Annotated in this window: 25 protein-coding genes and 1 pseudogene; 13 read left to right on the forward strand and 13 right to left on the reverse strand. The window is 71.7% G+C overall.

Annotated features, from left to right (window positions below; translation table 11 throughout):
* Positions 1-149: 149 nt before the first annotated feature.
* Entirely contained in the window at positions 150-608 is a 459-nt protein-coding gene (locus tag NI25_RS36560; protein ID WP_148315171.1) for a hypothetical protein, read from the reverse strand.
* Positions 609-756: 148 nt separating this feature from the next.
* Here NI25_RS36560 and NI25_RS36565 point away from each other — a divergent pair, with 148 nt between their 5' ends.
* Complete coding sequence (locus NI25_RS36565; protein ID WP_061446590.1) at positions 757-1,002, forward strand: hypothetical protein; 246 nt, start codon at positions 757-759, stop codon at positions 1,000-1,002.
* A gap of 122 nt (positions 1,003-1,124) precedes the next feature.
* Here NI25_RS36565 and NI25_RS36570 read toward each other — a convergent pair whose 3' ends face one another.
* Both NI25_RS36570 and NI25_RS36575 read right to left on the reverse strand, forming a co-directional pair.
* Complete coding sequence (locus tag NI25_RS36570) at positions 1,125-2,369, reverse strand: Gfo/Idh/MocA family protein (RefSeq protein WP_061446591.1); 1,245 nt, start codon at positions 2,367-2,369, stop codon at positions 1,125-1,127.
* Positions 2,366-2,659 (reverse strand): hypothetical protein, encoded by a 294-nt coding sequence (locus tag NI25_RS36575; RefSeq protein ID WP_061446592.1) that lies wholly within the window; start codon positions 2,657-2,659, stop codon positions 2,366-2,368. The genes NI25_RS36570 and NI25_RS36575 overlap by 4 nt, the downstream gene beginning before the upstream one ends.
* Before the next feature lie 464 nt (positions 2,660-3,123).
* On the opposite strand from NI25_RS36575, the gene NI25_RS36580 reads away from it, so the two are divergent.
* Positions 3,124-3,501: a hypothetical protein gene (locus NI25_RS36580; protein WP_078884814.1), complete on the forward strand. Its 378-nt coding sequence runs from the start codon at positions 3,124-3,126 to the stop codon at positions 3,499-3,501.
* Between the two features lie 307 nt (positions 3,502-3,808).
* Here the strand turns inward: NI25_RS36580 and NI25_RS36585 are convergent, their stop codons facing one another.
* Positions 3,809-4,405, reverse strand: coding sequence for a CGNR zinc finger domain-containing protein (locus tag NI25_RS36585; protein ID WP_061446594.1), 597 nt, complete (start codon positions 4,403-4,405; stop codon positions 3,809-3,811).
* A gap of 38 nt (positions 4,406-4,443) precedes the next feature.
* Between NI25_RS36585 and NI25_RS36590 the strand changes: the two genes are divergently transcribed.
* From NI25_RS36590 to NI25_RS39855, 5 genes and pseudogenes are all read left to right on the forward strand, one after another.
* Complete coding sequence (locus tag NI25_RS36590) at positions 4,444-5,649, forward strand: MFS transporter (RefSeq protein WP_061447260.1); 1,206 nt, start codon at positions 4,444-4,446, stop codon at positions 5,647-5,649.
* A 205-nt stretch (positions 5,650-5,854) separates the two neighbouring features.
* A complete protein-coding gene (gene tap, locus NI25_RS36595; protein WP_061446595.1) occupies positions 5,855-8,089 on the forward strand; it encodes a telomere-associated protein Tap in 2,235 nt (744 codons plus the stop codon).
* A 15-nt stretch (positions 8,090-8,104) separates the two neighbouring features.
* The gene (gene tpg / locus NI25_RS36600) at positions 8,105-8,662 is read left to right on the forward strand and encodes a telomere-protecting terminal protein Tpg (RefSeq protein ID WP_061446596.1); all 558 of its coding nucleotides are present in this window, start codon (positions 8,105-8,107) and stop codon (positions 8,660-8,662) included.
* A 72-nt stretch (positions 8,663-8,734) separates the two neighbouring features.
* A complete protein-coding gene (locus tag NI25_RS36605) occupies positions 8,735-9,334 on the forward strand; it encodes a dihydrofolate reductase family protein (protein ID WP_061446597.1) in 600 nt (199 codons plus the stop codon).
* Positions 9,335-9,616: 282 nt separating this feature from the next.
* A pseudogene (locus NI25_RS39855) lies at positions 9,617-9,814 on the forward strand (VOC family protein); the annotation flags it as partial.
* 106 nt (positions 9,815-9,920) lie between these two features.
* On the opposite strand, the gene NI25_RS36610 reads toward NI25_RS39855, so the two are convergent.
* Positions 9,921-10,769: a helix-turn-helix transcriptional regulator gene (locus tag NI25_RS36610; RefSeq protein WP_061446598.1), complete on the reverse strand. Its 849-nt coding sequence runs from the start codon at positions 10,767-10,769 to the stop codon at positions 9,921-9,923.
* Between the two features lie 136 nt (positions 10,770-10,905).
* On the opposite strand from NI25_RS36610, the gene NI25_RS36615 reads away from it, so the two are divergent.
* Complete coding sequence (locus NI25_RS36615; protein WP_061446599.1) at positions 10,906-11,760, forward strand: NAD-dependent epimerase/dehydratase family protein; 855 nt, start codon at positions 10,906-10,908, stop codon at positions 11,758-11,760.
* Positions 11,761-11,930: 170 nt separating this feature from the next.
* Here NI25_RS36615 and NI25_RS39560 read toward each other — a convergent pair whose 3' ends face one another.
* The 4 genes from NI25_RS39560 to NI25_RS36635 form a co-directional block, all read right to left on the reverse strand.
* Complete coding sequence (locus NI25_RS39560) at positions 11,931-13,898, reverse strand: SpoIIE family protein phosphatase (RefSeq protein WP_061446600.1); 1,968 nt, start codon at positions 13,896-13,898, stop codon at positions 11,931-11,933.
* Positions 13,899-14,484: 586 nt separating this feature from the next.
* Entirely contained in the window at positions 14,485-15,720 is a 1,236-nt protein-coding gene (gene thrS / locus NI25_RS36625) for a threonine--tRNA ligase (RefSeq protein ID WP_061446601.1), read from the reverse strand.
* A 265-nt stretch (positions 15,721-15,985) separates the two neighbouring features.
* Positions 15,986-17,407: a hypothetical protein gene (locus tag NI25_RS36630; protein ID WP_199561079.1), complete on the reverse strand. Its 1,422-nt coding sequence runs from the start codon at positions 17,405-17,407 to the stop codon at positions 15,986-15,988.
* Positions 17,408-17,446: 39 nt separating this feature from the next.
* Positions 17,447-18,631 carry a serpin family protein gene (locus NI25_RS36635; RefSeq protein WP_061446602.1) on the reverse strand — a complete coding sequence of 395 codons (1,185 nt, stop codon included), beginning with the start codon at positions 18,629-18,631 and terminating at the stop codon, positions 17,447-17,449.
* 256 nt (positions 18,632-18,887) lie between these two features.
* On the opposite strand from NI25_RS36635, the gene NI25_RS36640 reads away from it, so the two are divergent.
* The gene (locus tag NI25_RS36640) at positions 18,888-19,787 is read left to right on the forward strand and encodes an aminoglycoside phosphotransferase family protein (protein ID WP_061446603.1); all 900 of its coding nucleotides are present in this window, start codon (positions 18,888-18,890) and stop codon (positions 19,785-19,787) included.
* 193 nt (positions 19,788-19,980) lie between these two features.
* On the opposite strand, the gene NI25_RS36645 is transcribed toward NI25_RS36640, so the two are convergent.
* Positions 19,981-20,853: a helix-turn-helix transcriptional regulator gene (locus NI25_RS36645; protein WP_061446604.1), complete on the reverse strand. Its 873-nt coding sequence runs from the start codon at positions 20,851-20,853 to the stop codon at positions 19,981-19,983.
* A 188-nt stretch (positions 20,854-21,041) separates the two neighbouring features.
* Here NI25_RS36645 and NI25_RS36650 point away from each other — a divergent pair, with 188 nt between their 5' ends.
* Positions 21,042-21,803 carry an SDR family oxidoreductase gene (locus NI25_RS36650; protein WP_061446605.1) on the forward strand — a complete coding sequence of 254 codons (762 nt, stop codon included), beginning with the start codon at positions 21,042-21,044 and terminating at the stop codon, positions 21,801-21,803.
* Between the two features lie 205 nt (positions 21,804-22,008).
* Here NI25_RS36650 and NI25_RS36655 read toward each other — a convergent pair whose 3' ends face one another.
* A complete protein-coding gene (locus tag NI25_RS36655; protein WP_061446606.1) occupies positions 22,009-22,368 on the reverse strand; it encodes a DoxX family protein in 360 nt (119 codons plus the stop codon).
* 80 nt (positions 22,369-22,448) lie between these two features.
* Complete coding sequence (locus NI25_RS36660; RefSeq protein ID WP_199561080.1) at positions 22,449-22,943, reverse strand: cupin domain-containing protein; 495 nt, start codon at positions 22,941-22,943, stop codon at positions 22,449-22,451.
* 81 nt (positions 22,944-23,024) lie between these two features.
* Between NI25_RS36660 and NI25_RS36665 the strand changes: the two genes are divergently transcribed.
* The 3 genes from NI25_RS36665 (at position 23,025) to NI25_RS36675 (ending at position 25,826) form a co-directional block, all read left to right on the forward strand.
* The gene (locus NI25_RS36665; protein WP_233520814.1) at positions 23,025-23,876 is read left to right on the forward strand and encodes a LysR family transcriptional regulator; all 852 of its coding nucleotides are present in this window, start codon (positions 23,025-23,027) and stop codon (positions 23,874-23,876) included.
* Between the two features lie 356 nt (positions 23,877-24,232).
* The gene (locus NI25_RS36670) at positions 24,233-24,865 is read left to right on the forward strand and encodes an RNA polymerase sigma factor (protein WP_061446609.1); all 633 of its coding nucleotides are present in this window, start codon (positions 24,233-24,235) and stop codon (positions 24,863-24,865) included.
* The gene (locus NI25_RS36675) at positions 24,858-25,826 is read left to right on the forward strand and encodes a CU044_5270 family protein (protein ID WP_061446610.1); all 969 of its coding nucleotides are present in this window, start codon (positions 24,858-24,860) and stop codon (positions 25,824-25,826) included. The genes NI25_RS36670 and NI25_RS36675 overlap by 8 nt, the downstream gene beginning before the upstream one ends.
* Before the next feature lie 214 nt (positions 25,827-26,040).
* On the opposite strand, the gene NI25_RS36680 is transcribed toward NI25_RS36675, so the two are convergent.
* Complete coding sequence (locus NI25_RS36680; RefSeq protein ID WP_061446611.1) at positions 26,041-26,418, reverse strand: MerR family transcriptional regulator; 378 nt, start codon at positions 26,416-26,418, stop codon at positions 26,041-26,043.
* Positions 26,419-26,460 lie beyond the last annotated feature (42 nt).

A 26,460-nucleotide genomic window follows, 5' to 3' on the forward strand; every position in this document is an offset into this window, starting at 1 on the left:
ATTCGCACAATGGCTCGGACGTCTCCCCGCGACATCCCGCGGCGGGCGCGTGCCGGCCCCTTGTCGGTCGGTGACCCGGTGACGGTCACCGGCCGGGGTGTCTCAGAAATGTGAGCAGTGGGCCTCGGCACGGCCCGGCATCCGCACGGTCAGTTCCGAGAGCGGCGGAGATACCGGGCGACGGCGGTCTCGAAGGCCGTGTGTGCCTCGCGGGCACGGTCGCCCGACGCGTCCACGCCGACCCGGTCGTCGTAGTCGGGTTCGCCGACCTCGGTCGACGCATCGACCAGGCTGACGGCCAGGCGGAGGAGTGCCGCGTCGTCAGTCGTGAGCGTCAGCTGGGTCAGGGCCTTCGTCATGCCCGACCGCGCCTCGTAGCGGGCCGCCCGGATCTCCGGCGTCTCTTCCTCGCCCTTACGGCGCATGACGTGCTTGAGGTACTGGTGACGGCGGTGGTCGGTCGCAGCGCCGAGGAGGCCGGCCGCGGCGTCGGCGAGTGCCTGGCGGTCGCGGTCGCGACGGGCGGCCACGACGGTGAGGTGCTGCATGGCACCTGCGGTCAGGGCGCCGAGAAGTGTGCCGAGCACGGCAATGATCGCTGTGGCCACGACATCCCCCAGTCAATGTTCGGCATGGCCCTCTGGAGGACCATCCTGGACCACTCGGCCGTGCCGACGGGAACGAGCCCTGGCGGCAGCCTCCGGAACGGGGCGGTCGCCGACGACGACCCGCCCCTGTTCGACCAGCGCTCTCGCCATGGCCGGGCTGAGCGAGGACCGGCTCGCGCAGGACGTGACCCGGGAACGAGCAAATGTGAAACGCCGGGTCATGCTCTGCCGGGGCGACCCTGCCACACCCCACGCCGAGAACGCCGACGTCTGCCTCCGGCAGCCGCCGGACTTTCGCGCGGCCGGCCTCCGGTACGACGACTTCGACCAGGTCGGCGACGACCGAGTCGCCGAAATCCTGAACGGGCACCGGACCTCGCGCTCCCGCCCGTGAGGTGCCCGGCGCCCGACCTTCCGGGCCGGACCGGCGCGCCGTGCGCGGCCGCCCGTGAGCGCCTCGCACCGCGGCTCCCGCGTTCGCACCGGATCGATCGGGACCATCTCGTGACCGGCCCCTCAGGCCGGCCCCGCCGCCGGTGTACCGGCGGGCTGGTGCTCTGCGAAGTAGCGGACGATCGCCGGCGCCGGCGCGGGAACGTCGACCGGTGTGCTGCCCGAGCGCAGCGAGGTGGTCGCGGCGACCGCGGCGGCGACGGCCTCCCGGGCGGCCACGGGCGACGTCTCCGTGGGACCCCCGACGGCGGCGAAGCGCAGGAACTCCTCGACGAGCGCCCGGTCCGCGCCACCGTGTGTCTCCTCCGACGCCACCACGACGGGTACGGAGAGGTCGGCGTCGGCACGATAGCCGGAGCGGCGACGGTTCCACACGTCGACCCGCGCCGGATCGCCGTCGATGCCGTCGCCGAAGTTCTCCAGACGGCCCTCGTCCCCGATGACCGTGTAGTTGCGCCAGTAGTCGGGCGTGAAGTGGCACTGCTGGTAGCTGGCGAGCACACCGTTGTCCAGCCGGGCCAGCATCATGCTGATGTCCTCGACGTCGACGACGGGATTGAGGTCGCGCAGGGCGGACGGCGGCCAGACGTCCGGGTCGAACCAGTCGGGCATGCGCAGACCGGGCGGCACGGTCTCCTGCGTGGCCCGCCGCGGGTTGTCGCCGTAGACGGCGAGCGCGCCCTGGGCGACCACGTTGCGGGAGTAACCACCGGCGAGCCAGTGGATGACGTCGAGGTCGTGGGCGCCCTTCTGCAGCAGCAGACCTGTGGTGTTCGCCCGCTGGGCGTGCCAGTCCTTGAAGTAGAAGTCCCCGCCGTGGCCGACGAAGTGGCGGCACCACACGGCGCGCACACGGCCGATCGCCCCGTCGTCGATCAGCTCGCGCATCCGCCGCAGCATGGGAAGGTGACGCAGGTTGTGGCCCACGTAGAGCCGGGTACGGGAGCGGAACGCGGCTTCGAGCAGCGTGTCGCAGTCGGCGAGGGTGATGGTCAGCGGCTTTTCCACGAACACCGCCACGCCCGCCGCGAGGAAGAACAGCGCGGGCTTGGTGTGCAGATGGTCGGGGGTGAGCACGAACACGGCGTCCAGCTCGTCGTCGAGCATCCTCTCGTACCGGTCGTGCACCGCGACGTCGGCCCCGAACAGCCGCCGGGCGTCCTCCTGGCCCCGCGGGTCCGGGTCGGCGCAGGACACGATCCGGGCGGTGCCGGACCGGTTCACCAACGCGGCCATGTCCGCGCGCTGTCCGATGCCGATCACGCCGACGCGCAGCTGCGCAGCCGGTATCTGGTCACGGGTGCTCACTGGGCTGTCCCTTCGTTCCTTCGTTCCTGTGAGGGTTCGCGCACGTGCGTGTGCCCGCGCCCCACGGTCGGCGTCGGAGGCGCGGCCGGCGCCGCCAGTCCCTCGCTCACAAGCCGGCTCTCGACCTCGTTCAGGGCCGGCCGCACCGCCCCCGGCGCCACGCTCCGGGACAGACCGGACGGGGACGCCCGCTCGGTCACCGCGGACGGCGGGTTGCCGAGCAGTGCTCCCACGACGGACAGCCGATCCGCCTCGCGCATCCGGGACATGTCCGTTCCGGTCGTCGCCATGCCCGGTACTCCCGGGACACGTTGCGGTGCCCATCGCCGAACAATGCCGAACACTTTACTGATTCACCGCCGCGGCCGCGTGCGGCACGAGTCTGCTCCCGGTGCTCACCGCACGGGTGCGCCGTCGCGAGCTGACGCCGGCCACCGCGTCCGTACGCCGGGATACGCGCTCGACGCGTCGGACTTCTCGTCCTTCTTCCGCTCGGCGCCAGGTGAACACCCCCGCCGCAGGTAGTGAAGAGACATCAACCCTTCGCGGTACCACCGGAGTTGCAGCGTGGTCGGACTACCGCCGCAGGCGGGGCCGAGGTTCAAACCAGCGTGTGACGACGTGACCCGGTCCCGCCCGTAGCTTTTGTGCCGCACCACGCGGTGCCCGCCGACCACGGGCGCCGTAAGGGTCACGGGCCGACGGGCGACCCAACGGGGGGACCGGGCCCGCATCAGGAAGGGACAGTCATACCGTGAGTATTCGCCAGCACGCCCTCCTCGTCGTGGCATCCGCAGCCATCGGCCTCGGCCTCACACTCGCTCCGACGGCCTCGGCCGCGGGTCAGCACCAGTCGGGTGAGGCCAACGTCCAGGCCTCGTGCACCTGGCCGTACGTCTGCTTCTACAACGGCAGCACCAAGACCGGCCAGTTCAAGGACGTCACCTCCGGGTACCAGAACCTCCGGAGCAGCCGGGGAGCCACCAAGGTCGTCAACACCCGCAACGACGACGCGGTGCTGCTGCGCCGCGCCAGCGGCGGCCCGCTGTGCATCCTGCCCAACTACACGGTCGACCTGAGGCCGTGGGGCACGGTGACCGGCATCAGGATCCTGAACAGCTCGACCTGCTGACCGAGACGGCGGGAAAGAAGCGGCGCCCCGTCCTTGCCTGGCTGGGGGACGGGCCGCCGCGACCGGCACGAGTCGTCGGCCGGCCCTCGGTTCCGGGGGAGGGAAGGACGGCAGTGGCTCCGGGGATCACGCGAGCGGGCGGCCGCGTTCGCCGGCACAGAGGGTGACGAGGAGGCGGAGGTGCCGCCCGTGCCGGGGCCAGCACCCTTCACCACCGGGCGCGGTGCGGCCCGCGAGAGCCGACCCTCACAGGTCACGACGAGGATGTGTTCCCCGTCGGACCGCAGGACCGCAGGACCTTGGCGTTCTATCCGTCGTCGCTCGGCTGCTCGGCAGAGCGGGAGCGCCGATGGGCTGCGACTCGTTCGCGGGTCGCGCATCGGCGGGAGCAGTAGCGACGCTCCGGACCGCTGCCCTGGGTGATGAAGATGTTCTGGCAGGCGGGGGATGCGCAGATCCTGCCGGGCGGACGTTGGCGGTCCCAGACGAGGACGGTCAGGGCCATGCAGGACGAGGCGAGGAGCCACTCGGCCCAGGGGGCGTTGTCGTCGCGGTCGAGGTGAGGGTGCCAGGGAGTGCTGCCGCCGTGTGAGGTCAGGCGGAGCGGTCCGGTGTGGTCCGTCAAGATCTGGTTGAGGGCGGCCGCGGCGTCATCGGCGTGCTCGGCGGCGAAGACCGGCCTCAGCAGGGAAGCAGCTGTCCGCATCTCCGCGATATCGCGGGTGGTGAGGTCGACGGGGTCGGTCTCGCCGTAGGCGCGGAGCACGTCGGCGACATCGGCTGGGTCGGGGCAGTCGTCGGACAGGGCGTTGATCAGGGCGGCGGTGCGCCGGGCTGTGGTCAGCACGGAGTGCCGGGTGGACCAATCGTCGCTGTGGAATGACACGTGTGGAATGTAACGCATCTTGCGAAGTTTTGAGTTACCTCCGTAACGTCCTGGCGATGAGAAAGCGTTACTCATTCCGCTCGTACCTCGTCGGTGCAGTGGCAGCCCGTGCCGGGGACGAGATGTCAGGACCGGCGCTGATGCTGGCGGCATTCGCCGTGACCGGATCGACCATCGCCGCGTCGTCGCTGCTCGCGGGTATCACGATCTCCGCCGCGGCAGCGGGGCCGATGCTCGGGGCGCTCCTCGACAGGGCGGATCGGCCGGGACGCCTGCTGGCCGGGGCCCTCGCCGCGTATGCGGTGGGGCTGGGGATGATTCTCGGGGGACTCGGCCGGTGGCCGTTCGCCGTCACGCTCCTGATCGCAATGGTGACAGGGCTGCTGGGGCCGGCCCTGTCAGGCGGATGGACGGCTCAACTTCCGCGTGTGGTGGTGGGTGACCACCTGCCTCGGGCGAATGCGCTCGATGCCATGACGTTCAGTGTGGCGAGTCTGGCTGGTCCGGCTCTCGCCGGCGGCGTGGCAGAGGCGTCGGGCGCCCCGATGGCCGTGGTGGTCTCCGTGGTGCTCATCGCCTCGGCGCTGCCCGCCGCGTGGATGCTGCCCGCCCGTCCGGGTCGAGTGCCGGGAGTGCAGGCGACTTCGGTGGCCGGCGACCTTGTCGCCGGAGTCCGGGTCATCGTCGGAAGACCGTCCCTGGCCCGCGCCACTCTCACCTCGAGCGTCTCCTGCATCGCCCAGGGAATGCTGACGGCGTGCATCCCGCTCCTGGGCGAACGTGTTCTGGGCGGGGCCGGCCGTGGCGCGGTGCTGCTCTCCTGCGTGGCGATCTCGGCTTTGGCGGCCAACGTCGTACTCGCGCGGTTTCCGCGCTCCGTTGCCCCCGACACGGTCATCTGGGCCAGTGCCCTTGTCCAGGCTGCCGCACTGGCGTTGGCCGCGTGGGGCCAGCCAGTCGTACTCGTCGTGGCCGTACTCATAGCGGGAACGGGTGAGGGACCCCAGATGGCCGCCTTGTTCGCAGTCCGCCACCGGGAGGCCCCAGAACACCTGCGGGGTCAGATCTTCACCACCGGCGCCAGCCTGAAGATCACCGGATTCGCCCTGGGGGCAGCAGTTGCCGGGCCAGTCGCGGCTTGGTCGCTTCCAGGCGCTTTGGCACTCGCAGCGGGCGTGGCGGTCTTCGCCGCACTGGCCTTCTTCGTGGTCGGGTCGGCAACCGCCGCCCACTCGTCCGGGGACAGCACGACGTCGACTTGAGCGATTCTCAACGAAGGTTGAGCGCACGCTCGCGGCCGCCCCGGAGTTCCCGCGCTCGCCGCGTAACCGCTTCCAGCAGCGGCCCCCGTTCGGCGCATGCACCACGGCGCCAGTGCTCCAGGTGAGGTACATATACGCCTTTCGTACGTCATGCATACGTGATGCGTACGGTTGACGCTAGAGTGCTGCTTTCAGGAGGTGCTCCATGTCCGAGCTGTTCGACGCGGTCGACGCCCTCGTCGCGTCCCGGTCCGCGCTGCCGTCGGCGGCGGAGCGCAAGCGGTTGCGCACGGCGCACGGTTTGACGCTGGACGAGGTCGCCGCCGCGCTGAAGGTGCGGCGGGCCACGGTGTCCGGCTGGGAGTCGGCGAAGAAGCCGGTCGAGCCGCGCGGTCCGGAACGGGAGGCGTACGCCCGGCTGCTGAGGCAGCTCGCCGAGCTCTACCCCACGCCGGAGGAACCGGCCGGCCCGGTGACCGTCACGCCCGCCGCCCCCCATGTCCCGGGGCAGACCGAGGCCCTGACCACCGAACCGGCCGTCGAAGAGGCGGCCCCGCCCGCGACCGGGAACACGCAGCTCTCGGCTTCCGTCCCCGGCGCCACCGCTTCCGCCCCATCGCCCCGACCGGCGCGTGCGGCCGGGGCCTCGTCGACGTCGCACCGTCGGGGCGCCCGGAAGGCGGCCCCGGTCGGCGCACCGGCAGGCGTCGACCCACGGTTCGAGAACGGTCCGCTGGCGGTCGTCGACGCCGGCGCCGACGGCCGGGTTTCGGCGTACTGCACCGGGGGCCTGGTCCTGGACGTGCCCGCCAAGAGCCTCGCGACCCTGGTGGAATGGACGCTGAGCGAGGCGCGGCTCGGGCAGGCGAGGCTGTCGGGGCCGGGCAAGGACGCCGACCCGCTGCTGGTGCTCACCGAGTCCGCCCTCGAACGCTACGGTCTGCCCACCGCTCTCAACGACGAGGAGCGGCTCGCCGGGCGAATCCCGGAGAACCACAAGGTCGTCAAGCAACTGGTCCGCGCACAGTGGAAGCTGACCAAGCGCGGCTTCGGCCCGTGGGCGAGGGTCTACCGTCCCGCTCAGGGTTCGGAACGGGCCTGTGTGCAGTTGTGCATTCCCTCCTGGCACGCACTGGATGCCCGGCACTGGGGCGCGACCGGACAGCTCCCGCCCGCCGAACTCGCCCGTGTGCTGGGCCTGTACGCCTCCCGCGTGATGACACCGCGCGGATCGACCGCCGTGACGGGCCTGGAGTTGATGACCGCACTGCGTCCGCCGACCCGCGCCTCCGGCCTTGACGCGGCGGGCAGGCGGCATTCCGAGCACAACCCCGGCAGCCTGGGCAAGGACCCGGTCGACTGCGCGCCCTGCGAGGCCCCCGACGGGCACCCGCTCCTCAAAGAACTGCCGCGCTTCCACGTCCGAGGCCCGGGAGAGAAACTCTTCGAAGAGGCGTACGACTGGGCCCGGCCGATGACCGACGACGAGTGCACCCTGCGCCACCTGGTCGGCATCGACGTGAACATGGCCTTCGCCGCCGGCGCCAACGGCCTGAACGTGGGCCTCGGGGCCCCGACACGCGTCAAGGCCCCCGCGTTCGACCCCAAGCTGCCGGGCTCGTGGCTGGTGGACCTGTCCCACGTCGACCTGTCGAAGGTGAAGGCCGGCAAGGAGTGGGTGGAGCTGCAAGGCAGCCTCCTGCCCTCCCCGTTCACGCCGAAGGGCGACCGCCCGGAAGGACCGTCCTGGTACGCCACGCCCACCGTCGCCTACGCCGTGGAACTCGGCTACGAGGTACGCCCGCTGGAGGCCTACGTCCGCTACGAGAACGGCCGCTACCTGGACGACTGGTACCAGCGGCTGCGCGACGCCTACCTCGCCACGATGGCCGACCTCGGCGTTGCCGCCGACATGCCGCCGGCCGACTTCCTCAGGGCGATGGACGGCTACAAGGACCGCGACCCTCAGCTAGCCGTCGTCGCCTCCGCCATCAAGGCGACCGTCAAGGGCGGGCTGGGCAAGCTCCGCGAGCGCCCGCGCGGAGAGGGCTGGAAGCCCGGGCAGCCGTGGCGAGCCCTGTCCCGGCCCACCTGGCGGCCGGACATCCGGGCGGCGGTCATCTCCCGTACCCGGGTCAACCTCCACCGCAAGATCGTCAAGCACGCGGCGTTCACCGGTCAGTACCCCGTCGCCGTCCTGTCGGACTGCGTCGTCTACGCGGCCGACGGCGAAAGCCCGCTGGACTTCCTGCCCTACCGCGACGGCAGGCCGCTGCCCGGCGGGTTCAAGCTCGGCGTCAACCCCGGTCTGGTCAAGCACGAGGGCACCCAGAGCGTCCTGTGGGGCGAAGAGGTCCGCGACCGGTTCGACGCCCCGGACCTCAACCTCGCCCGTTACATCAAGGACGGCACCGTCACCGACGCCGACCACGGCGAGTAGGGGAGCAGGCAGGCGATGAGCATGTTCACGGACGGCCTGGAGGCCGCCGTACAGAAGGCGTTCACCCGCCCCGCGCCCAAGACCGCGCCTGCGCAGATGCGCTATCTGGTCCGGCAGTTGAAGGGCACCCAGGCGGTCGCCCAGCTGCTGCGGATCTCCCAGCGCACCGTCGAGCGCTACGTGAAGGGCCAGATCAGAAAGCCCCGGCCGGACCTCGCCGCCCGTCTGGAGGGCGAGGTGAGGAAGCGGTGGCAGCCACAGGTCCGGGCCAGGGCGAAGGCGAAGGCGGCGACGACCGACGGCATCGTCATCGACACTCGCGCCCGCATGGGCTACACCGCGCCGGTCGGCTCGACGGACCAGGACCGCGTCCGGCACCTGACCGTCGCCCTGCCCCCGCGGTACGCCGCCCGCCTCTTCGAGGCGCAGGAGGCCGGCTCCGGCGAGCAGCGGCTCCGGGAGATCGCGGCGGAAGGCCTCAAGGAGGTGTACTTCCAGGACGGCGGCCGTCGCGCCGGAAGCCTGGAAGAGGTCCGCTTCACGGACATCGAGCACCTGGAATTCGATTTGTAGCGGCGTCGATGTCGAGATCCCGTGTCCGGCTCCGTCCCCGCACCGAGCCCTTCCCCCAACGAGGAGCACGAGATGAACCAGCAGACCGGCGGTCGCATCGTCACCAACATGGCCCTCTCCCTCGACGGCCACTACGCCGCACCCGACAACCCGCTCGACATGAGCTGGGTGATGCCCTACGCGGTCTCCGACGTGGCCCGCGACCATCTCACCGGCCTGTGGGAGACGGCCACCACGGCCTTGCTCGGCCGGGTCAACGCCGAGGGATTCCTCGGATTCTGGCCCACCGTCATCGGCATGGAGGGTGCCGACCCGCGAGACGAGGCCTTCGCCGAGTGGCTCGTCGGCACGGAGAAGGTGGTCCTGTCCTCCACCCTTGACACGGCACCCTGGGAACGGACGACGGTCGTCGACAAGCCGACCGCCCAGGTCGCCGAAGACCTCAAGAGCACCCGGAACGGCGACATCCTCGTCCTCTCCAGCGCGAGCGTCGTCAAGGCGCTGCTCCGGGCGGACGCGATCGATCGCCTGGCGCTCACCGTCTTCCCCGTACTCCTCGGTGGCGGACCGCGCCTGTTCGAGGACGGTCTGCCCGCCGGCGGGTGGACGCTCGCCAGGCAGGCCGCGGGCGAAGACGGCACGCTCGCGCTGGTCTACGACCGCAAGCGCTGACAAGAGCCTGCGAGTGCCGCATCCGGGCAGGAGGACCGAGGCCTCCCGGCGGATCTGCGACGGGGGAGCGGTGGATCATCGGGTCGGCTCACCGGTGCTTTCACCGGTGAGCCGACCGGCCGAGGTGGCGGCAGGACGAAGCCCGCCGGCCCGGCGCCCGCGTTGAGAGCACGTCCGTGGCCGCGACCGTGCTCCTCGCCGTGGCGGCGCTCACCGCCCTGCCCGCCAGGCTCCACACCCGCGGACCCGCCGGGCACGTCCTCGGTACCCGCCCCGCCTGACTTGGCCCTCCCCGAGCGGGCGTGGGAAGGAACACGGTGCGGCCCATGCCGATGTCACGTCCCGCTGGACGTCCGCGCGCGGCGGGCCGGGAAAGCGGTGGACCGGGTGGCCGAGGCCGGCGCCACGGTGCTGAGGACCAAGGACGAGCCGGACATGGGACTCCGCGCAGCGGCCGTGCGGGATCCGGAGGGCAACGAGTTCGACGTCGTGGGACCACCACCTCACCCGGTGCCCGACGGCACGGACGGCCACCGGCAAGGGACTTGGAAAGAGCGATGCCGCTCAGCGGCCGGCGGGCACGCGGTCACGGGTCCGTCGGTGCCAGGTTCTGCAAGCCCACCACCCGCAGCAACTGCAAGCGCTCGTACGACTCCGTGCCCGGACGGGCCGTGTGGACGACGAGCTGCTGGTTGTGGTCGGAGTTGACGAGGACCTCGCAGTCGAGCTCGAGGATGCCGATCGCAGGGTGCCGGAAGCGTTTCGTGGAGGCGCGCCGCACAGCGACCTCGTGATCGTCCCAGAGACGGGCGAACTCCGTACTTGCGGTGCGGAGTTCGGCGACAAGAGCGGCCGGTTCGGGGTCCGCGGGCCGGGACGCGGCCACCGCTCGCAGGCCGGCGACCTGCTCGCGGGCGCGCAGGGGGCGGTCCTCGGGCGGGAACAACTCCTGGGCCGCCGGGTCCAGGAAGAAGCGGCGGATCATGTTGCGTCCTCGGGGCGGGCGGGCCAGGACGTCTCCGCTCAGCGCCCGCGACAGCGCGTTCTGGGCCAGGACCTCGCCGCAGTCGGTCACCACCATCGCCGGGGTGTCGTGCAGCCGGTCCAGTACCAGGAGCAGGCCCGGGCGCACGTGCGCGCCGGTCGCCTCCCGGCGCGACGGCTCCTCACCGGCGAGGTGGAAGAGGTGGTCGTGTTCGTCCTCCGTCAGGCGCAGGGCGCGGGCCAGCGCGGTGAGCATCTGGCGGGACGGGCGTGGTCCCCGGGACTGTTCCAGCCGTGTGTAGTAGTCCACGGACATGCCGGCCAGCTGGGCGACCTCCTCGCGGCGCAGCCCTGGTGTGCGGCGGCGCGCTCCGGCCGTGAGGCCCACGTCGGAGGGGTGCAGGCGGGAGCGGGCGCGGCGCAGGAAGTCGGCGAGTTCGGCACGGTTCACCCTTCCAGGGTGCGGGAGGCCGACCGGGTTATCCAGGGACTCGCGGTCCCCTGATGAAGAGGTCTCTCCCGGCTCGTGCCGCCGCGGCCGAGGGTGGTCGTCAACGACGGACGACACGACGCGTGAGGAGCACATCATGCTGACCTTGGTGACCGGCACGACGGGACAGATCGGACGCCGCTTCGTGCCCAGGCTGCTGGACCAGCGGCAGCCCGGCGAGCAGGTGCGCGTCCTGGTGCGGGACGCGGCCCGCGGCAAGCGCTTCGCCGACCTGGGCGCCCAGGTCGCCGTGGGAGACATGCGCGACGAGGGGACACTCCGCGAGGCGCTCGCCGGCGTGGACACGGTCGTGAACGTCGCCGCCTCCTTCCGCGGCGTGCCGGACGAGGAGGCGTGGGCCGTGAACCGGGACGCCGCGGTGGCCCTGGGCCGCGCCGCGCAGGCCTCGGGCACGGAGCGGTTCGTGCAGGTCAGTACGAACAATGTCTACGGCGTCGGACGGGGCCGCCCGCTCACCGAGGAGGACGAGAGCCGGCCGGGCGGCGCGTTGTGGGGCGCCTACCCCGAGTCCAAGGCCGAGGCCGAGCGCGAACTGCTCGCGCTCAAGGGTCTGGACGTACGCATCGGACGGCTCCCCTTCGTGTACGGCGAGGGCGACCCGCACCTCGTCAACGTCTTGCAGTGGGCGGCCCGTTGGGCACCGCACCAGCGCCTGCAGATGGCCCACCACGCGGACGTCGCCCAGGGCCTGATGCGTCTGCTGTACGCACCGGGCATCGCCGGCCGCGTCTACAACATCGCCGACGACGCCCCCGTCACGACGGTGGAGCTGTACCGGCTCAACGGCGTCGAGGTGCCCGCCGGGCTCCACGAGCTCACGGACCCCGACCCGTGGTTCGGGATCATGTCCAACCAGCGCATCCGCCGGGAGCTCGGCTTCCGGCCGATCTACCCGAGCGTGTGGACCGCCCGGGACGCCGGAGCCCTGTGACGCGCCGGTCCTCCGGCACCGGCAGTCCTGACGCCGTCGAGCGGCTACTCCTCGGGCTCCCGGGGGATCGGACGCTCGAACACCTGCGGAGCCGCCCTCGGTCTTCAGGTCGCGCGGCGTGAGGCGGCCCCGGACGAGGAGGGCGGCCGGGGTGAGGCGGCCCTCCGGCGTCAGCCGGCCGGATCGGCTCGGAAGGCGATCAGGGCGATGTCGTCGCGGTTGTCGGAGAGGCTTTTCTGCAGGGAGACCAGAAGTCCGGACAGCTCCTCGTCCCGCTGTCGCGCGGCCGCGGTCAGAAGTCTGTGCTGGCCCTCGTCGAGGGAGGAGGTGGGGGTCTCGATGAGGCCGTCGGTGTAGAGCAGGAGGGTGTCCCCGGGGGCCATGGTGTGGGCGTGGCAGGTACGCGGGAGGCCGGGGTCGACGCACAGCGGGGGATCCTCGTCGGTGCCGGTGAGGAAGTAGGGCTCAGCCTTGGCGGGGACCAGCAGTGGCGGCGGATGCCCGGCGTTGGCCCAGGTCATGCGCCAGGTGCCGTCGGACAGACGTTGCAGGCGGGCGTGGATGGCCGTGGCGAAGGAAGCGATGTCCAGCCCCTCGGCGGCGTTCTCCAGCATGGTCAGGACGGCCGAGGGCCGGCAGTCCGGACCGTTGTTCCAAGCCAGGCCCCGGAGCATGCTCCGCAGCTGTCCCATGGCGGTGGCGGCCGTGAGGTCGTGCCCGGCGACGTCGCCGATGTCGAGAACGAGGGTGCCGTCGGTGTGGACGACGGCGTCGTACCAGTCGCCACCGATCTCGTTCGCCGAGCTGGCCGGCTCGTAGCAGGCGGCCAGACTCGCGCCGGAAACGGCCGGCGGGCTGGTGAGATGAGCATGCTGGAGGCGCAGGGCGGTGCGGCGTGCCCGCTGGAGATCAAGCGCCTTGCGCAGGGGCCGCTCCGCGAACTGGAAGATCCTCTGCAGTCGCTCGGTGTCGGCCGGACCGGGAGCGGGGGAGTCCCCGTTGGCGCTGATCACGGCGTAGCCGAGGACGATGTCTTCGGCCACCAGCGGATACAGGGTCACGCTGGTGGCGTTCGCAGTTCTGAGCCATTGCTCCGTGACCGCCGGGACGACGCCTGGCGGCACGCCTTCGCCCGCCGGCAGACGGAAGGTGCGCGGGGTGCGTCGCTCCAGCATGTCCCGAACCGTGTCACCGACGACGACCGTCTGGTCCCGCAGCGGAGGCCGGGCCGGCAGGCCGTGACGGGTCGAGGAAGCGGCCCGTCTGGCCGTGACGGGTACGTGCTCGGGCAGCGGCCACTCCTCCTGGGTCAGCAGCATGATCACGCAAGCGTCGGCGAGGTCCGGAACGATCGCCTTCACCACGGCCGCGAAGGACTCGTCCAGCCCCCCACCGGACACCTGCGCGATCTGCGCGAGAAGGCGTTCGCGCAGCGCGGCGTTCCAGGTGTCCTCGACGTCGTCGGTCGCGGCGATCCATTCCTCGGCGCGGCCGTTGCGCAGGATGGGCACACACCGGGACCACACATGACGGTACGAGCCGTCGGCGGCGCGCACCCTGAACGTGGTCTCGAACAGACTCGGCGGCTCCCGTTCGAGCGCGGCACGCCAGTCCCGCCGAAGACGGGCCCGGTCGCGGGGGTGGATGAACGCGGCCCATCGTTCGTCCATCCGGTCGTGCCACGGGCTCCCGGTCAGCTTCTGCCAGCCGGGGACGAGCTCCTGAGCGGATCCGTCCGCACGCAGCACCCAGACCATCTGGGAGACGGCCGTCACCACCGCCTCGTACCGCTCGAGTGCCATCGTCTCGGCCGTGGTGTCCAGCGCGACGACCATCACGCCGTGGCCTTCCGCGAGGGAGACGGGCGTACAGGAGTACACGAAGTACCGGGCCTGTTCCGGGGCGCCGGGGTCGGGCTCGCGCGTTTCGGGGAGCCGGCGGGGCCGCCCGGTGGCGACCACCTCGTCCAGCACGGTCAGAAACTCCTCCGCGTCCGGTTCGGCAAACGCCTCCCTCGCGGGCAGTCCGACCGGCCGGGCTCCGAGCAGCCTTGCACACGCGGCGTTCTGGTAGACCAGCCGGTGTTCGGAGCCCGCGAACAGCGCGATCGCCGCCACCGTCTCGTCGAAGAGCCTCACGTCGAGGGCTCTCACCGAGCCCGTCACCGGCCCGCGCCGTGCGCCCGCCAGACTCGCGGCAGACCGGGAGTCCGCCGGAGCAGGGTCGCCACCTCGGACTCCCCTTCCACGACCGGCCGTCGGGGCCACCCTTCGGCACGCGCGGACTCCGAAGGCCGAACCCGCGGGGACCGCGCCGTCACCCGGTCCCACCGGACCCGCTCGGCACCCCTGCGCTTCTCTGCGGCCATGAAACCATCCAATGAGACCCCACCGAGTCCCGCGCGCGGCCGTACGCCAAACGGGGCCGACGGTCCCGGCATCCCGCGAGGGCCAGCAGCGGCCGACCGAAAGGCCGCCGCGCCCGCTGAGCCGGACTTCCCGGTGCCGTTCGGGCCGGGAAGCCGGTCACCTCGCCGGGGCGCACACTGCAGCTCAGATCGTCTACGGCCAGAACCTCGCCCTGGCGGGCGCGCCGTCGCTCGGCGAGGGCACTCCCGGAAGCATGGCCGTCTGCACGGTCCTCCGCCGTGGCCGCCCAGGCCCACGGCCCGACGACGCCCACGGGAAGCGGCACGAGCACGGCAGGTTCTGATCGCGCCGCCTGCTACGAGGCGGCGTCGGCCCACAGGCCGGTGCTGTGGGCCTCGACGAGGGTGCTGATGCGGTTCACGACCTCACCGGCCGGCCGCGGATCGAGTCGGCGTCCGTCACGCAGGCGCAGTGCGACGTGATCGCCGGCGGCCTCCTTGGCGCCGATGACCGCTTGGTAGGGAACCAGGCGGAACTCTCGGACACGGGCACCCAGGCTCCCTCGGTCCGGCCCCACGATGCGGGCTCTCAGTCCCAGTCGGGTGCAGCGTCGGACGAGGGCGGCGGCGTTCGGCAGTTCGGTGTCGGAGATCGGGAGGATCACCAGTTGGGTCGGGGCGAGCCAGGGTGGGAAGGCCCCGCCGTGCTGTTCGACGAGGTGGGCGACGGCTCGCTCCACACTGCCGATGATGCTGCGGTGGACCATGACCGGCCGGTGCTTGGCGCCGTCCCCGCCGGTGTAGTGCAGGTCGAACTGCTCGGGCTGGTGGAAGTCGACCTGGACGGTGGACAGGGTGGATTCCCGGCCGGCGCCGTCGGTGACCTGGACATCGATCTTGGGGCCGTAGAACGCGGCCTCTGCCTCGGCGGCCTCGTAGGGCAGACCGGAGCGGTCGAGGACATCGGTCAGCAGGGCGGTGGACCGCTGCCACTTCTCAGGCGCGGCCACGTACTTGCCGCCAGGGCCCGGGAGGGAGAGCCGGTAGCGAGTGGCGGTGATGCCGAGCGCCTCGTACGCCTGGCGGATCATCTCCAGTGCCGCCCGGGCCTCCTCGGCGACCTGGTCCAGGGTGCAGAAGATGTGCGCGTCATTGAGCTGGATGGCCCTCACCCGGGTCAGTCCGCCGAGCACGCCGGAGAGTTCGGAGCGGTACATGCCGCCCAGTTCGGCCATGCGCAGGGGCAGTTCGCGGTAGCTGTGGGGGCGGGAGCGGTAGATCACCGCGTGGTGGGGGCACAGGCTGGGCCGAAGGACGACCTGCTCCCCGCCGAGGTCCATCGGCGGGAACATGTCGTCCCTGTAGTGCGCCCAGTGCCCGGAGATCTCGTACAGTTCCCGCTTGCCGAGGACAGGTGAGTACACGTGCTGGTAGCCCGCCCGCCGCTCGGCGGCACGGATGTACTCCTCCAGGGTGTGCCTCACGGCCGCGCCGTCGGGCAGCCAGTACGGCAGGCCCGCGCCGATCAGCGGATCGGTGTCGAACAGGCCCAGTTCACGGCCGAGCCTGCGGTGGTCGTGCGCGGTGGTCATCGCGGTCTCCTCGCTGGTTGCGGGGCAAGTGACCGGGCCTGCGGCGAAGCCCCGGGGCACTCGGCCCCGGGGCTTCAGGTCGTCCGTCAGCGCGCCGGGACACTCTCCGGCGTCGTCGTCATGGCAGCGCGCTTCATGCCGCGGACGTTAGCAGGATGCAGCGACGACCACACGTTCATTACGCGTCAGGAATGCCGGCCCTCGGGTGGCCCCCTGTCCGACTACGCCGCCCGTGCGTGACCTGCGGAGGCCGCCGGGCGGTGTCTCAGTTGTCCACCCCGGCTTCCCACTTGCGCCGACGCAGCACGTGGTCGCTGAAGAGGTGCCGGCACCGGTCGAGCAGTTCGCCCACCTCCGAGTCCCCGCGTCGCTCGTCCGGTGACGCATGCCAGCGCTGTACGGATTGCGCGGCCCAGGTGCGCAGCTTCACATCCGGATCCTCCAGCAGACCGACCGCAGCCCGCAGTGCCGCGACGCCTCCACGTGCGTCGAGGAGGCGGAACGCGCCGACGCGGACGTGCCGCGGCCGCTCGCAGCCGATGCGCTCCAGCAGCCAGTCGGCGGGCAGCTCCTCGGCCGTGGGCAGCAACGCGGCGGCGGTCTCGCGGACGACCCCGGCGGCAGGGTCGTCGAGGAGCGGCCGCAACCGCTTCGCATCCACGCGGTCCAGCGCCCGCAGCCCTGCCACCGCCCGTGCCCGCACCCCGGCCGACGGGTGCGCGAGCAGCGGCCGCAGCAGCCCGGCGTCCGAGCGGTTTCCGCACTCGGCGAGCCCGATGACCGCACCGGGCGGCAACTCGCGGTCGTCCGCCGCCGCGCACCGCCCGCGGTACCAGGCCGCCGGGTCACCACCCTGTTGCCGTACGACATAACGGGCGCAAGCACGCACGAGCGCGGAACGGTCGGTGAGAAACGGCTCCGCCCGCGGGGACCGCTCTGCCCGTCTCAGCGCGGTGACGCCGGCCGAACGGACGCGTGGGTTGCGGGCGGACAGCAGTGGAGTCAGTACGCGCTCGTGGTCATCCTCGTCTGCCAGTGCCGTGAGCGCCGCTGTGGCGCACAGGTCCTGCACCACGGTGTCCTCGTCCCGGGCGGCAGCGCGGGCCAGTTCGGCGGGGCGGAGCAGCCGGCCCTCTACGGCCAGCCGGTAGGCGAACCGGCGGACGGTACGGTCGGGATCAGTGAAGAGTGCGGCGAGCCGGCCGTGGGAGGCCTGACGCAGAGTGCGGCCGAGCGCGTCGACGCCGAAGGCGCCTCTGTCGCGGCTGCCGACGCGGAGGATGAGCGGTGCGAGGCCGAGGGCGGAGTCCGCGTTCAGGGCTTCGCTCAGCAGACGCCGGGCGTCCTCGCGTACCGGCTCGGCCCAGTCGGTGCAGCGGATCACGACCAACGGCAGCAGGCCGGGGTGTCGCAAGGACTGGCGCAGAGCTTCCTGACGTATCCGCCCGTCGCGGTGGCAGAGGGCGAGGGCGAGCCGGGACTCGTCGAGCCGAGTGAGGTCGGCGGAGGGCGGGCCGGAGTGCCACCATGCCGGCAGGAGCCGGGGACGGCACCAGGCCGCCTCGCGTACTGCCGCGTCCAGCGCGAGCCAGTCACCGGGATCGGTGACGTCGAGCGCGCTGTGCAGCGGTACACCTCCCGCGAGCCGCGACGCTGCCTGTGCCCAGTCCTCGATGTCCCCGAGCATGTGTCCGCCCCTCCGGCAGTGGTACTGGCGATCGCAGGATCAGCAGTCTTCCTCGAACGTGTCAGGGCTGGTGACCCAACCCGCGTTGAGGACGAGTCGGGAAGCGCCGTGCAGTGCGAGGAACCCGAAGGGACGGTCGAAGCGGACGCTGACCTCGCGGGCTCGGAACGGGTGGCGGGGCATGCCCGCGGCTCTCATGCCGAAGCCGGTGACGGCCGCGGAGCGGAAGCCGCGTGCGCCGAACGTCGCCGTCGCCGTCTGCGCGGCGGCCTGGACGGCGAGTGGCTTGGCACTGATGCCGGGAAAGTGGCCTCGCGAGGCGTCCGTCGCCGTGCGCAGCCCGAACAGGCCGGGGTCGCCGAGCAGGTCGTGATGGGCTGTGACGGTGAACGGCACGGTGGATACGTGGAGCGTGGGTTCGCCGTCGACGCTGGGAACGCGGGTCACGGACAGACCGGGGCCCGGGGCGCCGTACGGGAGTCGGCTGCCGGGGACCATGGCCCGGCGGTTGTGGAGTGCGTCCACGGCGGCAGTCAGTACCTGGCCCGCGGCTGCTTCGGGTGGTCCGAGGTACAGGTGGACGTCGACGCCCTGGGTGCCGATGATCCGGAGTTCGGTCAGGGGGCCGGCTGTCGTGTCCGCGACGCCGACCCGGTTCAGGAGACTGGTGGTGCGGTGCAGGGCGGCCAGGTCCATGCCGCGCCAGGGTCCTGTTTCGGCTGCCATCGCGCCCGGAGTGAAGGGCCGGATCCAGTCGGTGCGGAGGGTCAGGGCGCCGGCCAGCACCAGCAGGGTCTCTTCGTCCACGGTGACCGGCATCGCCTCGATCTGTCCTCGGGTGCATTGGGCTGCCCAGGTGTCGAGGCGCGACTGGTCGCTGTGGGGGTCACCGGTGAGCTGCCCGTGCACGTCGGCGGGCAGCCGGTCCAGCCAGGCCGGTTCGACGGGCAGGGTGCTGCGGGTCCACAGTCCCAGGGCCGCGCCCAGGCCGCGCGTCGCCCTGAGCATGGAGAGCAGATCTCGCGCTGCCGTCGAGGCGTCGGCCGCCGGCATGCCGAGTGCGTCCGACAGTTCCTGCCGGGCGGGACCTGCGGCACCGTCGGCGAGAAGGCCGAGCAACGGCCATACCCCGGCTGCGGCGAGCACTGTGCCGTCGTGGGGCAGGGCCGCGGCCCAGCGCGAGGTCAGTCCGTTGATGGCTCTGACTGTGCCGTGACTGGCCATGCCTGCCCTTCCGATGCTCCCGATCCTCGGGACAGTAGAGCCGAAAGCGCCTGACTGGCGAGCGAATTCGACGTCGACGTCACTGACGAAGCGCCACTGACTGAGGAAGCGCCACTGGCGGGGGAGCACGTGGCACTACGGCACACCTCGATGCGGTTGCCGTGCCGCGCAAAATCGGTCGACAGGCGCGTCCGTGAACCACTGTGATGGCTACGACTGCCCGCCGCACGGGGCGGGCCGGACAAGGGAGTTGTCCTTGGCGGCTGTTCGAACCGCGGACACACGCCCTCAGATCGATGAGGCGCTGGTCAGGCGCCTGGTCGACACTCAGTTCCCGCAGTGGGCGGGGCTGGCCCTGAGGCCGTTCAGCCCCGCCGGCTCCGATCACGTGATCTACCGGTTGGGTGAGGAGCTGGCCGTGCGGCTCCCGCGCCATCCGGGAGCCGTCGGACAGGCCGGGAAGGAACTCCAGTGGCTGCCACGACTCGCCCCGCACCTCCCGCTGGCCATCCCGGTACCAGTGGGAGTGGGCGGCCCCGGCTTCGGCTATCCGTGGCCGTGGGGGGTGTCCCGGTGGCTGGACGGCGAGGTGGCGAGCGTTGACACACTGGGGGACTCCACCGAGGCGGCCGTCGAACTGGCCCATTTCCTGGCCGCCTTGCAGCGGTTCGCACCCGACCACACCCCCGCCGGGCACACCACGGAAGCCCTCGCCGGCCACCCGTTGTCCGACCGGGACCGCGAGACGCGGATCGCCATCGCCAAGGCACACGGCGTGTTCGACACCACGGCGATGACGGAACTGTGGAACGCGGCACTGAACGCGCCCGGATGGGACCGCTCCCCGGTGTGGTTCCACGGCGACTTCCACACCGGCAACCTGCTGACCTCCGACGGCTGTCTGAGCGCCGTCATCGACTTCGGCGGGCTCGGAACGGGCGACCCGGCCTGCGACCTGACCATCGCCTTCACCCTGATGTCGGCAAACAGCCGAGCCGCCTTCCGCGAGGCACTCGGCGTGGACGACGCCACCTGGCTGCGGGGACGCGGCTGGGCCCTGGCCACCGGCCTGAACGCCTACACCTCCTACGCCGCGGTCAGCCCCCGGGTCGCCGCGCAGACGACCCGGCAGATCACCCAGGCCCTCGTCGGCTGACCACGGCACCACCATGCCGTCGCCGACGACCACTCGGCATGGACGGGCCCGCACGAGGAGGGTGGTGCCGGCCCGGCAAGCAGCGCACGGCCCGCAGGCGGCCCCGCGGAGCCGGACCTGGCGGCCTGGGCCCCGCACGGGCACGCTCCGCGACGACGTCGCAGTCTGCCCCGTCGAGGGAGTCGGGACCGCGTCAGGGTCTCTCTGGCGGCGGGGCGTCCGCCGGTCCGTCGTGTGCTGTACCGGCGGACTCGGTGTGTGAGAGTGCGGCGAGGAGGCGCAGCTTCTCGTCGCTGTCGCTGTCCTTGTCGGGGTAGTAGACGACGAGGATGACGTCGTCGATGGCCAGTTTGTCGCGGTGGAGGCGCAGCTCACCGACGACGGGGTGGTGGACGGTGGTCGTGCCTCCGTCGAGACTGCGGACGTCGTGGCGGGCCCACAGGGTGCGGAACCGCTGACTGGCCAGGGCGAGCTCTCCGACGAGTTCGACGAACCGGGGATCGTCGGTGTCGTCCCCGATGGTGGTGCGAAGGGCGGCGACGAAGTCGGCGGTGGCTTTCGTCCAGTCCTGGTGGAAGGCTTGTTCCTCGGGATCGAGGAGGAGAGAACGCAGCCGGTTCTGGCCGGGCTGCAGGCGGGGGGAGAGCGCGACCGCCATCGGGTTGGAGGCCAGTACGTCGAACGCGCGCCCCTCGACGAACGCGGGGATCTGCAGGTGGGCCAGCAACTCGTGCACGCGCGCCGGTACGTGCTCGGGACGCTTGCGTCGCGGCGCCCTGGGGCGTGCCGCCGCGAGGCCGAGCAGATAGGTCCGCTCGACGTCGTCGAGTCGCAGGACCCGCGCGAGTGACTCGAGTACCTGCGGTGAGGGGTTCTTGTCACGGCCCCGTTCCAGGCGCAGATAGTAGTCGGGACTGATTCCGGCGAGCAGGGCGACTTCCTCGCGGCGCAGGCCGGGCACCCGGCGGTTGCCCCCGGGCGGGAGTCCTGCCTGTGCCGGGGTGACCAGTTCGCGTCGGGCACGGAGGTAGCTGCCGAGCCGGTTGCCGGATGCCTCGTCCTTCATACCGACACCGTAATGCGGTACGCGCGTCCCAGCGGGGGCCCTGGCAGGACCAGGGAAGACGAGGGATCTGCCACACCCGGCGGATCCCGTCAAGACTGCGACTGCACTGTTTCGAAAGAGACAGAGAGCGTCACTGTCTGTGCCGCGGCCCCGACGCCGGCGGCACCCTGGACTGAAGGGAAGATCTCGTGGATCTCTCCAACCGCACCGTTCTCATCGTCGGAGGAACCTCGGGTATCGGGCGAGAGCTGGCCCGGCGGTTCGCTGCGGCGGGCAGCACCGTGGCCGTCGGCGGCCGCAGCCCGGAGGCACTCTCGGAACTCGCCGACGAAGGGTTCGGCACGTTCGCCGTCGACGTCACCGACGGTTCCTCCGTCGCGTCTCTCCGTGATGCCGTGCTCGCCCGGTACCCCGGGCTGGACACCGTGGTGACGATGTCGGGCGTCATGCTCCTCGAGGATCTGCGCGACCCCGCGCACTTCGAGGCGGCGGCGACGACGATCGACACCAACCTGCTCGGCACCATCCGGGTCGTCGACGCCTTCACCCCCCACTTGGTCCGGCGGGGTACCGGCACCTTCGTCACCGTCACCTCCGGCATCGCCTTCCTGCCGTTCCCGCCGATGCCCTCCTACGCCGCCTCGAAGGCCGCGGTGCACGCCTACTCCGAGGCACTGCGTGCGCAGCTCGACGGCACCGGTGTCGGCGTCGTCGAGCTCGTTCCCCCGGCCGTCGCCACGGCAGGACAGGAGAAGGTGAACCCGCACGCGCTGCCGCTCGACGACTTCGCCACCGAGGTCATGCACCTGCTGTCGCAGGACCCCACCCCCCACGAGATCCTCGTGAAGGGCGTCCATGTGCACCGCTGGGCCGAGCGCGACGGCACCTACGACGACCTCGTCGCTCAGCGGTCCCGGGCCCTGGCCATGCTCCCCGGCCGCCAGGGCTGACACCGTTCCCCTCCCGCCTGACCAACGGCCTCGTGACTCGTCTCCCGCATCGCGATGTCGCGGCCCGCTGATCCGTGTCCGCTGTGCCCCCGGCCGCCGCGGTCGCCGACGGGGCGCCTACCCGGCCGCCGACGACCGCGCCCCTGGGGCCCCGTCCCTGACGGCGCCATACTTCGGTGAACGGTCATGTGAGGGTCGTGCGTCGTCACAGCCTGGTGGCCAGCCAGATGGTCACGGCCGCCGTGGCGACGAGTCCGACGTTGAGTGCGATCCGGCGGTCTTCACCAGTGAGGTGCACGGCGATCGCACCGGTCTGCAGCACGACGAAGCCGACGGCCGCGGCCGTCGCCAGCGAGGGCGCGATGCCGGTCAGCGGTGGCAGGACCAGGCCGACGGCGCCGAGTATTTCGACCGTTCCCAGCGCCCTGACGGCGGGCAGGGGCATGCGGTCGACCCAGGCCATCATCGGACGGAGCTGATCGCGGCTTCGGGACACCTTCAGCGTGCCCGCGTAGCAGTAGAAGAGGGCGAGGAGTCCCGCGACGATCCAGTAGGCGATGTTCATCGTTTCCGTTCACGGGCCACGGGTTCGCGCGGCCCTGTCGATTGCGTAGGTTGCAGGAGGGCTTTTCCGTCCCGTCGGCTTCAGCCGAGGTCGGTGGCGGGCTCGGTCGCGTAGCGGCTCATCGCGTCGATGTTGGCTTCTCGCGTCGGCGGCCGGCCGCCGACGAACACGTCCTGGAGATCGCGGAAGTACTGCACGTACAGGTCGGGGGTGAAGGTGCTGAGCATGACGGCGGGCTGGTCGGTCGGGTTGGCGAAGGTGTGCGGGGCCCCGGGCGGAACCATCACGAGCGTGCCCGCGGTGGCGTCGTAGTCGTCGTTTCCGACGGTGAATCGCACGGTGCCGGACAGGACGTAGAAGCCCTCGTCGTGCCGGGCGTGGCGGTGCTGCGGCGGTCCCTGGGTCCGCGGGGCGAGGACGGACTCGGCGATTGCGAGGCGGTGCCCGGTGTGGCTGCCGTCCTCCAGGATGCGCATGCGCGTGGTGCCCAGAAGGATCGTCTCACCGTCGCCGGGACCCACCACCGATATCGCGGGGTCGACCTGCGGCTCGCTGTTCCTTGCTTCTTCGGTCATGCTCACGAGTGCACCGCCGGGACCCCGCCCCTGTCCAAGACCCATCCCGCAGCGCCGATACCTCGTGGGTATCGTTGCAGCGTGGAGCTACGTACCTTGCGCTACTTCGTGGCGGTCGCCGAGGAACTCCACTTCGGCCGGGCCGCCGCCCGACTGCACATGAGCCAGCCGCCGCTGAGCCGGGCGATCAAGCAGTTGGAGGCCGACGTCGGGGCTCCGCTCTTCGCCCGCTCGCCGGCCGGCGTCGCGCTGACGCCGGTGGGCACGGTGCTTCTCGACGAGGCGCGAGCGCTGCTCGACCATGCCGACCGCGTCCGTGAACGCGTCGGCGCCGCGGCCGGCGCCGCCACCGTCACCGTGGGCATTCTGGGAAACGGCAACGATCCGGGGGCCTCCAGGCTGGCCGCCGCCTACCGCCGGGACCACCCCGGCGTCGACATCCGCATCCGCGACACCGACCTGACCGACCCGACGTGCGGGTTGCGCGCCGGACTGGTCGACGTGGCCCTCACGCGGGCGCCGTTCGACGAGACCGGTCTGACGGTGCGTGCGCTGCGTACCGATCCGGTCGGCGTGGTCCTGCGCGCCGACGATCCGCTGGCCCGCCGCGACCGGTTGTGGCTGGCCGAACTGGGCGACCGCCACTGGTTCCAGTTCCCGCAGGGCACCGACCCCGTCTGGCAGGCGTACTGGAACGGTGGCAGGCCGCGAAAGGGGCCGACGGTGCGCGCCGTTCAGGAATGCCTGCAGGCCGTGTTGTGGAACGGCACGGTCGGCCTGGCCCCCCTCGGGGACGACCTGCCCGCAGGGCTGGTCGTGGTACCGCTGACCGACATGGCGCCGAGCCGAGTGGTGGCGGTGTGGAACGAGGGTGACACCAACCCGTTGATCCGGTCCTTCGTCCGGAGCGCGACAGCCGCGTACCGCCACTGAGGGCCGGCAGCCGATGCTGCGTGCAGCCCGTGAACGATCGAACGCTGCGGCCCGGTCGGGACGTCCGCTGGGCCGAACCGGCGGTTCGGTGGACTCGACAGGTTCGCCCCCGCGACCATTTCCGCCCGCCTCGCTGCGGATCCGGAGAGTACCGACGATCCGGTCCGTACGCAGGGCATGCCGACGCTGCCGGCGCCGCTCACCGGCCGGCCCCGGGCGAGGCGGACGAACGGCACACGGGCGGGGCCGCAGACCACGGCGTCGCCGGGGGTGAGGGAACCGCTTCGGCGCGATGGGCGAAGGACTGGTGAAAGCCCAAGTTTTCGAGCATCGTCCGCCGGACGAGAGGAGTCCCGATGACCGTCGGACCAGGTGTCGGCATCGGCACCGTGCGTGCCGATGCGGAGAGCGATGCCTCAGTGATCGCGCGGTCCCGGGATGAGCCCGAGGCGTTCGCCGCGCTCTTCGACCGGCACGCCGACGCCGTGCATCGCTATGTGGCCCGCCGCCTCGGTGGCGAGGTCGCCGACGACCTCGTGGCGGAGACCTTCACGATCGCGTTCCAGCAGCGGCACCGCTACGACCCGGCTCGCGGTGCGGGCACCGACGCCCGGCCGTGGCTGTTCGGCATAGCGACCAATTTGGCCGGCCGGCACCGGCGGGCTGAGGCCCGCCGGTTCAGGGCCATGGCCAGGGTTCCTGCCCCCGCCGACCACGACGAGCCGATGGCCGACCGGGCCGAGGACCGGGTGGTGGCGCGGGCCGTACGCCGCGAACTGGCCGCGGCGCTGGCCGCGCTGCCCGCTCGGCACCGGGACGTGCTGCTGCTGGTGGCCTGGGGCGATCTCGGCTACGGGGAGGCGGCCCAGGCCCTCGGTATCCCCGTGGGCACGGTCAGATCCCGGCTGCATCGGGCTCGCGGCAAGCTGCGCGAAGCGTTGGGCGGATCCGATCCGACGGCACTACGAGAGGTGTCCGACCATGAATGACGAACTCGAACTCCTGAGGGAGTGGGACGCGGACGCGACCCCGCTCACCGGCCCGGCAAGGGCCCGGGCCCGGCACCGGCTGCTCAACGCGATGGCCCACGCGGACCGGCGCACCGCCACCGGCCCCGGTCGCCGCCAGGCACTGCGCCTCGCGGCGGCCGCGGTCGTCGCCACGGCCGTCACGGGAACGGCGGTGCTGGTGGGCACGAACGGCTCCGACGAGGACGGCGCGCCGGGCACGGGCACCCTGCGGGTGGAGATCGCCGCCGCGACGGTGCTGAACGGGGCGGCGACGTGGGAGCGCGAGCAGGAGAAACAGCCGGTGGCGCCCCGCGGCGACCAGTTCATCTACTCGAAGCGGATCATCAAGGAGACGGAGGAGAAGACCGGCGAGGTCACGACCTACACCGACGAGATGTGGGACTCCGTGGACGTCTCCAAGCCCTCCCTGACCATGGAACTGGGCCGCGAGATGTGGGAGCAGCCCGCGGAGAAGGGCGGCGGGGTGTGGCCACCCCGGAAGTGGAGCGAGCTGAAGAAGCTGCCCCGGGAACCGGAACAGCTCGTCATGGCCATCATCTCCCTCGGCTCCCGCCCCGACGGCAGGTCGATCGGCGATCTCGACGAACTCGAACGCTTCGAGGCCTACTGGTTGCTGGGCGAGCTCCTGAAGAACCCGCTGCTGCCCCAGGGACTGCGCCCCGCGGCGTACGAGGCGCTGGCCCTTGTACCCGGCGTCAAGACCATCCCGGGAGTGCGGGACTCCGCCGGGCGGACCGGGGTGGGGATCGCCCATACCGGGCGCGGGTCCCACGAAAGCAAGTACCTGATCTTCGACCCGGTCTCTTATGAGTTCCTGGGATTCCGCGACGAGCGGATCTCGACGTCCGGGAAGAAGTACATCCAGCTGTCGCACGTGGTGGACTGGGGGATCGTCGACCGGGTGAGGGAGCGTCCTTGAGGCCGCTGTCCCGCGCCCGGTCCCGCAGGGCCGCCGGCCCCGGCAGACGGCCGGCGGCCCCGATGCCCCCTCCGGAAGGTCTCTGGGGATGCCGCGGCCGAGCCCGTGCACCGGGCTCGCCCGAACCGCCCCACGACCGCCGACCGTCGGGCAGCGCAGCGACTGCGCTCGCCGGACCGCCGGCGTCGTGCGCAGATACCCCCGGTACCCGTCCCTACGGGTGCGTGTCCGTGATCGCGATGACCTCGTCGAGACGGCCCAGGACAGCCTGCAGGTCTTCGATCTTGGCCCGGATGCGTTCGCGTTCGGCGCGCAGCATGGCTCGTTGCTCGGCGTCGGTGTGCCCGGAGTCCCAGCACGGCAGGAGCTCGGTGATCCTTCGGCTGGTGAGGCCGGCGGCGAACATCTGCTGGAAGAAGCGGACCAGCGAAATGGCGTCCTGCCGGTACAGGCGCTGACCGGACGCGCTGCGCTCCGCGACGAGCAGTCCCTGCTGCTCGTAGTAGCGCACGGCACGCACCGAGACGCCGGCTCCTCGTGCCACCTGGCCGATGCGGATCAGCCGCTCGGCTGCGGCCACTGTGTCGGTCATCGTGATTCCTCTCACCGCCGGCCCCGACCGGCGCACTTGCCT

Source organism: Streptomyces sp. CCM_MD2014, from assembly GCF_000772045.1.
GTDB lineage: Bacteria > Actinomycetota > Actinomycetes > Streptomycetales > Streptomycetaceae > Streptomyces > Streptomyces salinarius.

Bases quoted from the DNA above. Each gene is read 5' to 3' on its own strand.
- thrS (WP_061446601.1), bottom strand. From the start codon at position 15,720: ATGACCACCGCGCACGACCACCGCAGGCTCGGCCGTGAACTGGGCCTG.
- NI25_RS36590 (WP_061447260.1), top strand. From the start codon at position 4,444: ATGAGAAAGCGTTACTCATTCCGCTCGTACCTCGTCGGTGCAGTGGCA.
- NI25_RS36630 (WP_199561079.1), bottom strand. From the start codon at position 17,407: ATGCTCGGGGACATCGAGGACTGGGCACAGGCAGCGTCGCGGCTCGCG.
- NI25_RS36575 (WP_061446592.1), bottom strand. From the start codon at position 2,659: ATGGCGACGACCGGAACGGACATGTCCCGGATGCGCGAGGCGGATCGG.
- NI25_RS36565 (WP_061446590.1), top strand. From the start codon at position 757: ATGGCCGGGCTGAGCGAGGACCGGCTCGCGCAGGACGTGACCCGGGAA.
- NI25_RS36645 (WP_061446604.1), bottom strand. From the start codon at position 20,853: ATGAAGGACGAGGCATCCGGCAACCGGCTCGGCAGCTACCTCCGTGCC.
- NI25_RS36675 (WP_061446610.1), top strand. From the start codon at position 24,858: ATGAATGACGAACTCGAACTCCTGAGGGAGTGGGACGCGGACGCGACC.
- NI25_RS36585 (WP_061446594.1), bottom strand. From the start codon at position 4,405: ATGCGTTACATTCCACACGTGTCATTCCACAGCGACGATTGGTCCACC.
- NI25_RS36655 (WP_061446606.1), bottom strand. From the start codon at position 22,368: ATGAACATCGCCTACTGGATCGTCGCGGGACTCCTCGCCCTCTTCTAC.
- tap (WP_061446595.1), top strand. From the start codon at position 5,855: ATGTCCGAGCTGTTCGACGCGGTCGACGCCCTCGTCGCGTCCCGGTCC.
- NI25_RS36605 (WP_061446597.1), top strand. From the start codon at position 8,735: ATGAACCAGCAGACCGGCGGTCGCATCGTCACCAACATGGCCCTCTCC.
- NI25_RS36670 (WP_061446609.1), top strand. From the start codon at position 24,233: ATGACCGTCGGACCAGGTGTCGGCATCGGCACCGTGCGTGCCGATGCG.
- tpg (WP_061446596.1), top strand. From the start codon at position 8,105: ATGAGCATGTTCACGGACGGCCTGGAGGCCGCCGTACAGAAGGCGTTC.
- NI25_RS36660 (WP_199561080.1), bottom strand. From the start codon at position 22,943: ATGACCGAAGAAGCAAGGAACAGCGAGCCGCAGGTCGACCCCGCGATA.
- NI25_RS36635 (WP_061446602.1), bottom strand. From the start codon at position 18,631: ATGGCCAGTCACGGCACAGTCAGAGCCATCAACGGACTGACCTCGCGC.
- NI25_RS36615 (WP_061446599.1), top strand. From the start codon at position 10,906: ATGCTGACCTTGGTGACCGGCACGACGGGACAGATCGGACGCCGCTTC.
- NI25_RS36680 (WP_061446611.1), bottom strand. From the start codon at position 26,418: ATGACCGACACAGTGGCCGCAGCCGAGCGGCTGATCCGCATCGGCCAG.